Origin of the sequence: Azospirillum rugosum (assembly GCF_017876155.1) — a bacterium.
Lineage (GTDB): Bacteria > Pseudomonadota > Alphaproteobacteria > Azospirillales > Azospirillaceae > Azospirillum > Azospirillum rugosum.
The window spans coordinates 47757-61171 of the sequence record NZ_JAGINP010000015.1 but is presented as its reverse complement, the minus strand read 5'-3'; the positions used below and the strand labels follow the sequence as shown (position 1 = coordinate 61171).

General features: G+C 69.8%; 9 protein-coding genes. 8 read left to right on the top strand and 1 reads right to left on the bottom strand.

Features of this window, described 5'->3' with window-relative positions; all coding sequences use genetic code 11:
• The first annotated feature begins 161 nt into the window (after positions 1–161).
• From J2851_RS20170 to J2851_RS20145, 6 genes are all read left to right on the top strand, one after another.
• Complete coding sequence (locus J2851_RS20170; RefSeq protein WP_209768431.1) at positions 162–1457, top strand: nucleotide sugar dehydrogenase; 1296 nt, start codon at positions 162–164, stop codon at positions 1455–1457.
• On the top strand, positions 1450–2340 hold the full coding sequence (locus tag J2851_RS20165; RefSeq protein ID WP_209768428.1) for an NAD-dependent epimerase/dehydratase family protein: 891 nt from the start codon (positions 1450–1452) through the stop codon (positions 2338–2340). The genes J2851_RS20170 and J2851_RS20165 overlap by 8 nt, the downstream gene beginning before the upstream one ends.
• On the top strand, positions 2333–2989 hold the full coding sequence (locus tag J2851_RS20160) for a class I SAM-dependent methyltransferase (protein ID WP_209768425.1): 657 nt from the start codon (positions 2333–2335) through the stop codon (positions 2987–2989). Before J2851_RS20165 ends, J2851_RS20160 begins: the two co-directional genes overlap by 8 nt.
• Positions 2990–3005: 16 nt before the next feature.
• Positions 3006–4265, top strand: coding sequence for an SGNH/GDSL hydrolase family protein (locus J2851_RS20155; RefSeq protein ID WP_209768422.1), 1260 nt, complete (start codon positions 3006–3008; stop codon positions 4263–4265).
• 29 nt (positions 4266–4294) lie between these two features.
• Positions 4295–4900, top strand: a complete 606-nt coding sequence (locus J2851_RS20150) for an SIS domain-containing protein (protein WP_209768419.1) — start codon at positions 4295–4297, stop codon at positions 4898–4900.
• Positions 4901–5127: 227 nt separating this feature from the next.
• Positions 5128–6432 (top strand): nucleotide sugar dehydrogenase, encoded by a 1305-nt coding sequence (locus J2851_RS20145; protein ID WP_209768416.1) that lies wholly within the window; start codon positions 5128–5130, stop codon positions 6430–6432.
• Between the two features lie 9 nt (positions 6433–6441).
• Here the strand turns inward: J2851_RS20145 and galE are convergent, their stop codons facing one another.
• Positions 6442–7443 carry a UDP-glucose 4-epimerase GalE gene (gene galE, locus J2851_RS20140; RefSeq protein WP_209768413.1) on the bottom strand — a complete coding sequence of 334 codons (1002 nt, stop codon included), beginning with the start codon at positions 7441–7443 and terminating at the stop codon, positions 6442–6444.
• 557 nt (positions 7444–8000) lie between these two features.
• Between galE and J2851_RS20135 the strand changes: the two genes are divergently transcribed.
• Entirely contained in the window at positions 8001–9023 is a 1023-nt protein-coding gene (locus J2851_RS20135) for a calcium-binding protein (protein WP_209768411.1), read from the top strand.
• A gap of 155 nt (positions 9024–9178) precedes the next feature.
• Entirely contained in the window at positions 9179–13414 is a 4236-nt protein-coding gene (locus J2851_RS20130; RefSeq protein WP_209768410.1) for a glycosyltransferase, read from the top strand.
• Position 13415 lies beyond the last annotated feature (1 nt).

Here is a 13415-nt window from a genome sequence, read left to right as displayed (position 1 = left end):
GTGGATCGCCATGACGGGGCGGAGCGTCGCGCTCGCGCCCGGATGTCGCATGTGGAGATTCCCGAAGGGACAAGTTAAGAGAACGGTAAGCGGGGCTTGCCACAGTCGGCCGGCGGCCATTCGGCCAAGGCCTTTATCCCAGGGAATCGGGCGCGAATGCCATGAAACCGACCATCGCCTATCTCGGCATGACCCACCTCGGCTTGGTGTCGGGCATTGCCGCAGCGTCGAAAGGCTTCGACGTGGTGTGTTTCGATCCGGATCCCGAGCGCATCGCCACCCTGGAGCGGGGCGACCTGCCGGTCGTGGAGCCGGGCCTGCCCGAACTGCTCGCCGAAAACCGCGAGCGTCTGCGCTTCACCGCCGACGCGGGTGCGTTGGCCGGGTGCGGAGTCGTCTACATCGCTCCGGACGTCCCGACCGATGACAGCGGCGCCAGCGATCTTGGTCCGATTCGGGCGTTGCTCGACCGGGTCGAGCCGGCCCTGGCGGCGGACGCGTCCCTGGTCATCCTCAGCCAGGTGCCCCCCGGCTTCACCCGGAGCCGTCAGCGATCCGGGCGGAGCCTTTACTATCAGGTCGAGACCCTGATCTTCGGACGCGCCGTGGAACGGGCCACCCAGCCCGAACGCTTCATCGTCGGCTGCGCCGACGCCGCACAGCCGCTGGCGCCGGCCTACCGCAGCTTTCTGGAGGCGTTCGGCTGCCCAATCCTGCCGATGCGCTTCGAAAGCGCCGAGCTGGCCAAGATCTCGATCAACGTCTGCCTGGTCGCCTCGGTCAGCGTCGCCAACACCCTGGCCGAACTGTGCGAACGGGTCGGTGCCGTGTGGCAGGAGATCGTGCCGGCGTTGCGCTTGGACCGGCGGATCGGCCCGTATTCCTACCTGGCGCCGGGGCTCGGCATCGCCGGGGGCAACCTGGAGCGGGATCTGGCCACGGTGATCGGGCTGGCGGAGCGTGAGGGCACCGATGCCGGTGTCATCCGGGCCTTTCTCGACAACAGCCGTCACCGCCGCGACTGGGCCCTGCGCGTCCTGCACGCCGAGGTTCTGTCGCGTCGCCGCAACCCCGTGATTGCGGTGCTTGGCTTGGCGTACAAGGAAGACACGGCGTCGATCAAGAACTCGCCGTCGCTGGCCCTCATCGCGCATCTGCACGGGACGGACCTGCGCCTCTATGATCCGGTGGTTCCGGCCTCGGCGGCGAACGCGCCCCGGGCCGTGGGGGCGGCCGATCCGCTCGATGCCTGCGACGGTGCCGACGCCCTGGTCATAATGACCCCATGGCGCCAATTCCGCGACCTCGACCCAACCCTCATCGCCGGCCGTCTGGCCGGCCGGACGGTGGTCGATCCCTATGGCGTGCTGGATCCCGCGGCGTGCCGCGACGCCGGCCTGATCCACATACGCCTGGGAGCGCCCCTTTCCATGCTCGGAGCCGAAGCCGATGCTTGAGCACCATCTTTCCGCCGACAGCCGGCCTGAACGCGTCGTCGTGCTCGGGGCGTCCGGCTTCGTCGGCCGCGCCATCCTGCGGCGCGCGACCGAAGGGGGGAGCGAGGCGGTCGGCTTGTCCTCCGCCGATCTCAGCCTCCTGGCGCCGGACGCGGCCGACCGTCTTGCGGCGCTGCTGCGGCCGCAGGACTCCGTGGTGTTCGTCAGCGCGCTGACACCCGACCGCGGCCGCGACGCGGGCACCATGCTCGCCAACCTCCGCATGGCCGAGGCGGTGGGAGCGGCTGTGGGCAAGGTCGTGCCGGCCCACCTCGTCTACATCAGCTCGGACGCGGTCTACCGCGACGATGCCAACCCCGTCACCGAACGGTCCTGCTGCGAACCGTCGAGCTTTCACGGCATGATGCATCTGGCGCGCGAGCTGATCCTCCGCACCGGCGTGAAAGCCCCTCTGGCGCTGCTGCGGCCGAGCCTCCTCTATGGCATCGACGACACGCACAACGGCTATGGACCCAATCGCTTCCGCCGGCAGGCCGCCAAGGGTGAACCCATCACCCTGTTCGGCGGAGGCGAGGAGCGGCGCGACCATGTCCATGTCGATGATGTGGCCGAACTGACCTGGCGCGTGCTCGCCCGGCGCAGTTCCGGCCTGCTCAACATCGCCACCGGCCGTTCGGTGTCCTTCCGCGAGGTGGCGGAACTGGTCGTGTCCGGCTTCGAGCGGCCGGTGGACATCGTCCCGACGCCACGGGCCAACCCGATCACCCACCGCCATTTCGACGTGACCGACGCCATCAAGGCTTTCCCGGATTTCCACTGCATGGACATCGCCTCGGGCATCGCCCGCGTCCACGGTGAAATGGTGGGGCGTGGTCATGGCTGAGGTCGACCTGCTGCGCCGCTATCCGAAAGCGAAGAGGAACCTTGCGGCTCGGCACGCCGGCCAGACCGAAGAGAACATTCGCATCGCCTGCCGGTTCGGGCAGGCCTATTTCGATGGCCCGCGCGAGCAGGGGTATGGTGGGTACCGTTACGACGGGCGCTGGATTCCCATAGCCGAGGACATGGTCGAGCATTTCGGCCTCAAGGCCGGCGACCGGGTGCTCGACATCGGTTGCGCCAAGGGCTTCCTGGTCAGGGACTTGATGACCGTCTGCCCGGGGCTGGAGGTGTTCGGCCTGGACATTTCCGAATACGCCCTGACGCACGCCGAAGCGGCGGCAGCGGGACGGCTGTGCCGCGGCGACGCCCTCCGGCTTCCGTTCCCCGACGGTTGTTTCGCCGCGGTGATTTCCATCAACACCCTTCACAACCTGGACCGCACGGACTGTGTCGAAGCCTTGCGTGAAATCGAGCGAGTGGCCCCGGGGCGCGCTTATGTGCAGGTCGATTCGTACTTCAACGAAATGCAGCGGGCGGTTTTCCTCGACTGGGTCCTGACGGCCCGGACCCACGACTATCCCGACGGGTGGCGTTCCATCTTTGCCGAGGCCGGGTACACCGGAGATTATTACTGGACCATCATGGAATAGATGACGGGTCGCCGCCATGTACAGCGTTGTTGTCTTCCTATTTGTTCTTATCGGGGTTTTTCTCGGGCTGAATGGCCTGGCATGGCTTGTGTTCCGCATCCGGCCGACCCTGCTTCTGACGGAAAACGAGCGCCTGCAGATCGACCTCTTTTCCCGCTACGACGGGGAACTCGCCGCCTACCGGGCGGAGTGGTACGGGCTGCGCGAGGAGGAATGGTCTGACTTCGTGGCGGAAACCCTTCATTTCGGGGCCACCACGATCCGCCACGAGGCCTTCACGGGCCACAAGCTCGCGGCTTATTCGGGGAAATACTACAACATGTCCCCTGACGGCTACCGCAAGCTCCCGAGCCAGGGGGAGTGGCCGCCCGACGAGCAATGCCTCAACATCTTCTTTTTCGGCGGATCGACGGCGTTCAACCAGGGTCCGGATTGGACGAGCATACCCGGCTACTTGCAGGATGCGCTGGACGGCAAGCAAGACCGTCCGGTGCGCGTGTACAATTTCGGGCGCCCGGCCTATTTCTCCACCCAGGATATGATCCTTTTCAGCCGTTTGCTGTCCAAAGGAATCCGGCCGGATGTCGCCGTATTCCTGCATGGCCTCAACGACTTCTTCTTTTATGACGACAATCCCAGCACCTATGGCACGTTCTCCAATTTATATGAGGATTTTCAAAAACGGCATTGGGCGGAGTTTCATGGCCGCCGCGGCGCGGTTCCGGACTGGCACAGCCTGACGTGCTTCATCACCAGCCTGCCGCTGTCACGGGCTCTGGACATCGCCGCCCGCCGCATGGTTGCGGGCGAGGATGAAAAGGCTCCTGCTTACTGGTCGGACGATGTATCCGAAGACGCGCTGCTCGCCGTCATCCGGCGCTACCGCCACAACAAGAAGGAAATCGAGCTGCTCGCCTCCGAATACGGGGTCCAGCCCATATTCCTGTGGCAGCCGGTGCCGGGTTACCGCTACAACCTCGCGCACCATCTGGCGCTGCAGCCGCACTACGGGCTTGGCGGGCACGGCCGCTCCGGAACCGGTTATCGGCTGATGGAGCGGCAGCTCGCCGAACAGCCGGAGGGTGATCATTTCATCTGGCTTGCCGACATGCAGGAAAAGCTGGAACGCCCCCTTTATGTCGACAACGTCCACTACACCGCCGAATTCAGCCGCCTTATCGCCGAACAGGCGGCCGAAGAGATCATGCGGCGGAGGCTCCTTCCGGTGGCAAGCCCGAAGCCGGGCACGGCCGCCGTCGTTTCTCCCGTCGCCTGAAGGCGACCGTTCGGATGTATGAGGATCTGATGGACACGACCACTTACACCTCCGCCTATATCGAGGACGCCATCCGCATCCTCCAGGGGCTTGATCGGTCGGCGATCGACCGCATGGTTCGGATCCTGGCGAACGTCCGCGAAACCGGGGGACGGCTCTTCATCCTCGGGGTCGGCGGGGGAGCCGGAAACGCCGGTCATGCGGTCAATGATTTCCGCAAGATCGTTGGGATCGAGAGCTACGCTCCGACCGACAACGTCTCCGAACTCACGGCCCGCATCAACGACGAGGGCTGGGACAGCTCGTTCCGCAACTGGCTGGAGGGAAGCCGCATCGGTCCCCAGGACGCCGTCCTGGTGTTCTCGGTGGGGGGCGGAAACGCCGAGAAGAAGGTCAGCATCAACATCGTCGAGGCCCTCAAGCTGGCAAAGGGCGTCGGCGCCAGGATCCTGGGCGTGGTCGGCCGGGACGGCGGCTTTACCGCCCAGGTGGGCGACGCCGTCGTCATCGTCCCCACCGTCGATGCCGCGACGGTGACGCCGCACACCGAGGCCTTCCAGGCGGTGGTCTGGCATCTGGTGGTGAGCCATCCCGACCTGAAGCGCAACGAAATGGCTTGGGAAGCCAAGCGATAAGCGAGGGAAGAAGCCGGGCGGGCATGGCTGATCCGTGCCGGGCCCGGCGCACTTCAGGCAGCGTCCGGCCCGCTCGGCCATTTCGGCTTCCTGCAAAGGGCGACCGCGCACGGGCGGCGAGCGTGCGCCGCGTCCACCGCCCACTTCACCCCTCCTCCAACAAGGAGGAGCGTGTATAAACCCCCTCGCTTTGCCGTCTTGTTTCCCCGTGAGGAACCTTCGCCACCATGACCCATTCCCGCCGCATCTCGGTGATCGGACTCGGCTACGTCGGCCTGCCGGTGGCCGTCGCGTTCGGCCGGACGGGCGTGCCCGCCGGCGTGCCCGTGGTCGCCTTCGACATCGACGCGCGCCGCATCAAGGCGCTGCGGGAGGGGCACGACCACACGGGCGAGGTGGCGGACGCGGATCTGGTCTCGGCGAACCTGCACCTGACCGCCGACCCGGCCGATCTCGCGCGGGCCGACTTCCACATCGTCACCGTGCCGACGCCGATCGACGACGCGCGGCGCCCGGATCTGCGCCCGCTGCTGGCCGCCAGCCGCACCGTCGGGCGGCACCTGAAACGCGGCGACGTGGTGGTCTACGAGTCCACCGTCTATCCCGGCGCCACCGAGATGGACTGCGTGCCGGTGCTGGAGGCGGAATCGGGCCTCGTCTACGGGCGGGACTTCACGGTCGGCTACTCGCCGGAGCGCATCAATCCCGGCGACAAGGAGCACCGCTTCGAGACGATCACCAAGGTCGTCTCCGGCTCCGACCCGGCGACGCGGGACCTCGTCGCCGCGGTCTACGGCAGCGTGGTGAAGGCCGGCGTGCACGCGGCCGCCTCCATCGCCGTGGCGGAGGCCGCCAAGGTGATCGAGAACACGCAGCGCGACGTCAACATCGCGCTGATGAACGAGCTGGCGGTGATCTTCCACCGCATGGGCATCGACACCCGCGACGTGCTGGCCGCCGCCGGCACCAAGTGGAACTTCCTGAAGTTCCAGCCGGGGCTGGTCGGCGGCCACTGCATCGGCGTCGACCCCTACTACCTGACCCACCGGGCCGAGCAGCTGGGCCACAACCCGGAAGTCATCCTGGCCGGGCGGCGCATCAACGACACCATGGGCCAATATGTCGCGCAGGAGGCGGTGAAGCGCCTGCTGCGCGCCCGCGGGGGCCAGCCCGGCCCGCTGCGCGCCACGGTGCTGGGCCTGACCTTCAAGGAGGACGTGCCCGACATCCGCAACACCCGCGTCGTGGACATCGTGGCGGAGCTGCGCAGCTTCGGCGTGGAGGTGGCGGTGCACGACCCGCTCGCCGCGGCGGACGAGGTGGCGCACGAATACGGCCTCGCCCTGACCCCGCGCGGCGACCTGCCGCCGGCCGACGCCGTGGTGCTGGCCGTCCCGCACGCCGCCTACCGGGCCGAGGGCTGGGGGCTGGTCACCGGCCTTCTGAAGGACGGCCGGGGCCTCGTGATGGACGTCAAGGGCCTGCTCGACCGCCGCGCGGTGCCGGACGGCGTGGATCTCTGGCGGCTGTAACGGCGCCTTTTAGCCTGGGAGTGAGCGCTCCCAGGCGAGCGCGCTGCGCACGATCTCGTCCAGCCGGTCGTGCTTGGGGACCCAGCCGAGCCGCTCGCGGATCCGGTCGGCCCCGGCGACCAGCTGGGGCGGATCCCCGGCACGCCGGTCGGCGAAGGTGGCGGGGACCTTTTCGCCGCTGACCTCCTCCAGCGTGCGCACGACCTCCAGCACCGAGGCGCCGCGCCCATAGCCGCAGTTCAGCGTCAGGCTTTCGCCGCCGCGGCGCAGATGGAGCAGCGCCAGGACGTGCGCCTCGGCCAGGTCGCTGACGTGGATGTAGTCGCGGATGCAGGTGCCGTCCGGAGTCGGGTAGTCGGTGCCGAAGATCGACAGGGCCGGCCGCCGGCCGAGCAGCGCCTGGCAGGCGACCTTGATCAGGTGGGTCGCGGTCGGGGTCGCCTGGCCGGTGCGCCCCGCCGGGTCGGCGCCGGCCACGTTGAAATAGCGCAGGATGACGCTGCGCAGGCCGTGCGCGGGCCCGGCGTCGCGCAGCATCTGCTCCGTCATCAGCTTGGAGGCGCCGTAGGGGTTGATCGGGGCGGTCGGCGTCTCCTCGTCGATCGGCACGCGGTCGGTGGCGCCGTAGACGGCCGCGGTGGAGGAGAAGACCACCTTGTCCACCCCCAGCCGCACGCAGGCGTCGAGCAGGGTCAGGCTGTTGACGGTGTTGTTCCGGTAGTAGGCGAGCGGCTTCTCGACCGACTCCGGCACGACGATGGAGCCGGCGAAATGCATGACCGCGTCGACGCCGTGCCCGCGAATCACCTGCTCCAGCAGGTCGGCCGACCCGACGTCCCCTTCGACCAGGGGCACGGCCTCCGGCACGGCGGCGCGCCGGCCGGTCGACAGGTTGTCGATGGTCACCGCGGGAATCCCGGCGTCGGTCAGGGCATGGAGGACATGGCTGCCGATGTAGCCGGCCCCTCCAGTCACCAGGACGCGGCGCGGAGCCGCCGGTTGGTCGAGCATGCTGGGCACTTCCTTATCCCGTGTCGTCCGGACAACGCCGGCCGGCGTCCCCGGCGGCGTTGTCCGGAGCTAGGCGGGATTGGCGGATCTGTCAACCTGACCGGAATGGCCGCGCCGCGCCGGGCCGGCCAGGGGGCGGCGAAAGCGGGCTGCCCCGATCGGCGGCCGGAACCACGGACGCGGCCCGGGGCGGATCGCGATCCGCTTCGGGGACCGGCCGGCGAGCGACACGAATCACCCGCCCGGGCAACCCTCGAAATGCGAAGACGGGGGCGGGAAAGACCTTCCGGCGCCGCCGGAACCCAAAACTTCAATTCCGACATGAACCGCCGGATGCCCGAAGGCGTGAGTCCCCAGCCCTCATCAGGGGTTCGCGCAACCGCCCGTTAACGTTTCTGAAATGAAACATTATCCGCGGAGAGCACTGTCCTGTGACATGGGTAACCTCATGGTGGTCACTCCAACGACATGTTCCATTCCGCACTTGCAAAAAAGGATTACCAATGGTATCCGACCCTTAGGCATAAGTTTTATTCGCTTTTGCGGGGGTTTCGAATATGTCGACGGTCACCACGGTCACGGGTGGTATCTCCAACGCCACCGCGCCCTCCACGCTGGCGGGCGCGATTCTCAAGAACACCAGCCTGGTGGACTCCACCAAGCTGAACAGCGGCGCGATCGTCAACGCCACGGTGTCCGGGGCCACCTACGCCCTGTCCACCGTTTCGGGCGGCGCGGTCATCGCCTCCGACAACACGGCCCCGGTCACCCTGATCGGCGGCGCCGGCAACAACCAGCTCCTCGTCGCCAACGACAAGGCCGGCACGATCCTGCAGGCCGGCACGGGCGCCAACCAGACCATCGTCGGCGGCGCCAACGGCCAGCTGCTGGGCACCTCGACCGTCACGGGCGGTTCGGCCACCATCCTCGGCGGCACGGGCGCCGACACCGTCGTGGCCGCGGCCGGCGACAACGTGCTGACCGCCGGTGAGGGCAACAACCTCATCGGTCTCGTCGGCGGCAACAACAAGGTCTATGCGGCCGGCAACGACACCGTCATCGCGGGCGGCGGCAACGCCACCATCGGCGCCGGTGCGGGCAACGCCGTGATCAACGTCGTCGGCGGCTCCAACATGGTCATCGGTGGTTCGGGCAACTCGACCATCGCGGCCGCGGCCGGCAACAACACCCTGTTCGGCGGCTCGGGCAACACCACGATCGCCGGCGGTTCGGGCAACGACCTGCTGATCGGCGCCACCTCCAAGAGCGGCAACGCGCTCCTGGGCAGCTTCGCCGGCAACGACACCCTGGTCGGCGGCGTCGGCAACGACACGCTGTTCGGCGGCACCGGCAACGACATCTTCGTGTTCAGCACCGTCTTCGGCGGCGGCAAGCACGTCATCGGCGACTTCACCGCCGGCTCCGACCTCATCGCGGTCCAGGGCTACGGCCTCACCGCGGCCCAGGTCGCGGCGAAGGTCACGGTGTCGGGCGGCAGCTCGGTCATCGCCCTGTCGGACGGCACGCAGATCACGGTTGCCGGCGTCACCAACCTGACCGCCAGCAACTTCGCCGTCTGATAAGAAGGCCCCTGCAGCACCCTGATGGACCTGCCGAGCAATCGGCAGGTCCATTTTTATGCCGTGCATTTCCCTCGGGCTTCCTCATCATGGGGCGCCCCGAGGGGGCATGGCAGGCGCGGCCCGTCCCGTGCCCGCAAGGGTGATCCGCAAGCATGAGTTCCTCGAAAAAGCCGAAACCCGATCCAGGACCCCTGGAACGCGCCATCGCCGACGGCCGCTGGGCCGAGGCGGAGCGCGAAGCCCGCGCCCTGCTGCGCGACGACCGCAGCCACAGCCACGGCGCCACCGGGCTGGCCCGCTGCGCCATCGCCCGCGGCGATCTCGGCGAGGCCCTGCGCTGGGCCGAACGCAGCGCCCGCTTCGCCCCCAACGACATCGCGCTCAAGGCCTTCTTCGCCGCCCTGCTGGTCGCGGCGGACCGCCCCGGCGACGTGCCGCCCTTGCTGGAATCGGTGGCCGAGCGGGCCCCCACCCCGACCGCGTCGATCGTGCTCGGCCAAGCCCTGGCCCGGCTCGGCGCGATGGACCGCTTCGTCCCGCTCGTCGAACGGCTGCTGCACCGTTTCCCCGTTGGCGTGGCCCCCATGCTGGCGGATCTCGCCGACCATGCCCTGCGGTCGGGTGCTGCCGCGGGATGGGCATCGGCCGACCTCGGCCTGCGAATCGTCGGCGCGCTGCACCCGGACCGGATCCGGGCGGGCAGCGTCCTGCGCGTGGAGTCCGGCCGGGGCTCCCTCCTGGCCCTCGATGGCCCGTCCTTCCTGCACCGTTACGGCCAGCCCGACCCGGCGGCCGGCGTCATCCGCTTCACCCTGCCTTTGGGACCGGAGGCGGAGGGTGAGACGCTGTCCGTCACGCTGGACGGCCGCCCCTTGCTCGGCGCGCCGCTGCACCCGCGCCGCCACGCCGCCGTCGAGGGCAGCGCGGTCATCGAGGACGCTGCGGATGGGAACTCGCGCCTGTCCGGCTGGGCCTGGTGCCCGGGCGACCCGCCGCAGCGGGTGACGGTGCGGGTCAGCGACTCCGCCGGCCGTTCCGTCACGCTGGCCACCGACCGGCCCATGGAGGCCGCCCAGGCCTTCGGGATCGAGGACGGCGACTATGCCTTCACGCTCGACCTGGACGGCAGCGGGCTCGAACCCGGCCTTTTGCGCGTGACCGCCGGGCCGGGGGACGTGCCGCTCGCCGGCAGCCCCCTGCCCTGGCCCGGGCCGGGCCGGGACAAGAAGGCACCAGAGCGCCGGCCGACGCCGGTCGAGCCCCCGCCGGCCCGCCGGCCGCAGGGCCGGCTTCCCTCTCCCATCGTGGACGTCATCGTCCCGGTCTACCGCGGCCGGGAGGAAACGCTGGCCTGCCTGCGCTCGGTCTTCGCCGCCGCGCGGGAGGACCGCACGCCGCACGAGGTCATCGTCATCGACGACGCCGGCCCGGAGCCGGACCTCGCCCGCGACCTCGCGGCTCTTGCCGCCGCGGGGCGCATCACCCTGCTGCGCAACGAGCGCAACCTCGGCTTCCCGGCGACGGTCAACCGTGGCCTCGGCCTGCATCCGGACCGCGACGTGGTCCTGCTGAACGCCGACACGCTGGTCGCCGGCGACTGGCTGGCCCGCCTGCGCGCCGCCGCCCACGGCTCGCACGACGCCGGCACGGTCACGCCCCTGTCCAACGACGCCACCATCCTCAGCTACCCCTCCGGCACCGTCCGCCCACCCGCCCCGACCCTCGACGAGACCGCGCGGCTCGACCGGACGGCCCGCGCGGTGAACACCGGCGTCCGGGCCGAGCTGCCGGTGGGCGTCGGCTTCTGCCTGTACATCCGCCGCGACTGCCTGGAGGAGACCGGCCCCTTCGAGGAACGCCTGTTCGGGCGCGGCTACGGCGAGGAGAACGACTTCTGCCTGCGCGCCCGCCGCCTGGGCTGGCGCCACCTGGGGGCGGCCGACGTCTTCGTCGCCCATGTCGGCGGCCGGTCCTTCGGCCGGCAGAAGGCCATCCTGGCCGCGCGCAACGGCCGCCTGCTGGAACGGCTGCACCCCGGCTACGACGCGCTGGTGCAGGACTTCATCGCCGCCGACCCGCTGCTGGCGGCGCGGCGCCGCCTGGATCTCGCCCGCTGGGCCGCCGAGGAGGCCGCGCCGCGCCCGCCGGCCGTCCTGCTGGTCACGCTGTCCGGCCGGGGCGGCGTCGCGCGCTTCGTCGCCGAGCGCATCGCGGCGCTGCGCGCGGAGGGCTGGCGCGTCCTGCGCCTGTCCCCGGAGACCGGCGAGGATCCGGACGCGCCACCCGATGAGGATGGGCCCGATGATGAGGACGAGGAGGATGGCGCCAAGGCGGATCCGCCCGAACGGCGCTGCCGGATCGAGGTGACGGACCGGCCAGACCTGCGCGACCTGGTGTTCCGCACGCGGGCCGAGTTCGACGAGCTGGTGGCGGCGCTGCGGCAGGCCGGGACGGCGGCGGTGGAGATCCACCACACGCTCGGCCACGATCCCGCCGTGCTCGACCTCGCCGGACGGCTCGGCGTGCCCTACGACGTCACCGTCCACGACTATGGGCTGATCTGCCCGCGCGTGAACCTGGTGGACGGCGCCGGGCGCTATTGCGGGGAGCCGGATCTGGCCGCCTGCGAGCGCTGCACCGCCGACCCGGACGACCGCGCCGACCCGGACCTGACGGTGACCGCGCTGCGGCGGCGCACGCGCGCCCTGGTCGCCGGCGCCCGCCGGGTGACGGTCCCGACGCGGGACGTGGCCGCCCGCCTGGCCCGCCACACGGACCTGCTCCATATGGCCCCGCGCCCCATCGACGTCCGCCCCTGGGAGGCGGTGGAGCCGCCTCGCGGGGCCCGGCCGCAGCGCCCGCCGGGGGGACGCTGGCGCGTCTGCACCATCGGCGCCGTCGGCATCCAGAAGGGCTACGAGGTCCTGCTCGCCTGTGCGCGGGACGCCGCCGCGCGCGACCTGCCGCTGGAGTTCGTGGTCGTCGGCTTCAGCGAGGAGGATCCGCCGCTCTTCGAGACCGGGCGCATCTTCGTGACCGGCCGCTTTTCGGAAGAGGAAGCCGTCGCCCTGGTTCGGGCGCAGCAGGCCCATCTCGCCTTCCTGCCCTCCATCTCGCCGGAGACCTGGTGCTACGCGCTGTCCACCGCCTGGCGCGCCGGGCTGGAGGTCGCCGCCTTCGACCTGGGGGCGCTGGGCGAGCGGATCCGGAGCGCGGGTGGAGGCCACCGGCTGCCACTCGGACTCGACCCTGCGACAATCAACGACACGCTCCTGGGTATCCTTGACGCTCGCACAGTGCATGGCGTAGCAATCGAAAGGCCTACTTCCTTTCGGCCTGATAACAGGCCTTCCGGTCCTATGACGGATTTGGAAGCGCCCGTTCACGATTTTTCAACCTTTCACGCCCGCGGGGGGTCGTCGATGATCGGTAGCGTTGCGTCCGCAGAAGCCACTCAGTCCAGCCAGATCAAGGCCACGGCGCAGACCCTGCCTCTGGCGCCGGGCTTCTATTCCCTGATCGTCACGGGCGGCGGTTCGGCCGCGGCGCCGGGCGAGTTTCCGCTGCCGAGCGTGCAGCTGGCCGCCGCGCCCAACGGCCAGGCCGGCGTCACGGTGGAGATGATCTCCAGCGTCCCGGGCAACTGGCTGGCCAAGCCGGGCGACACGATCATCATCAAGGTCGCGGGCGGCACCGCCAACCTGATCCTCAGCTCCTACAAGCACATCGACCGCACGAACGCGCTGCTGTCGCTCCAGTTCGCCCGCATCGACGACGTGCCGGGCGGAGCCGCCCAGCCGGCGGCTGCGGCCCCCGCCGTTGGAACGCCCGCCGTTGGAACGCCCGCCGTCGGAACGCCCGCCGCCGCGGCCCCCGTGGCTCCGGCTCCCGTCGCCGCCGCTCCGGTCGCCACCCCGGTCGTGTCCGCTCCGATCGGGGCCGCCCGCGCCCCGCGCGCCGAAATCCTGGCCCACGTCCAGCGCCACGGCGACCTGCGCTTCGCCGATTCCAACTGGGCCGGCGCCGTCGGGCAGCGGCTGTGGATCGAAGCCTTCTCCATCACCCCGGTGGATGGCCTGTCGCCCGAGGACATCGAGTACAAGGGCCTGACCGCCAACGGCTGGGAGACGCCCTGGATCACCGGCGGCAACATGTGCGGCAGCCGCGGCCTCGGCACGCCCCTGATCGGCTTCTCGATCCGCCTGCGCGGCGCCGTGGCGGAGCGGTTCGAGTGCGTCTACGAAGGCGCCTTCGTCAGCGGCTACCGGTCCCCCGCCGGCCAGAACGGCAGCCCCTGCCGGTCGGACGCCATCGGCGACCCGCTGGAAGGCATCCTGCTGCGCCTGGTCGAGAAGCAGGGCGCCCTGGCCCAGCCGCGCTCCTTCTGAT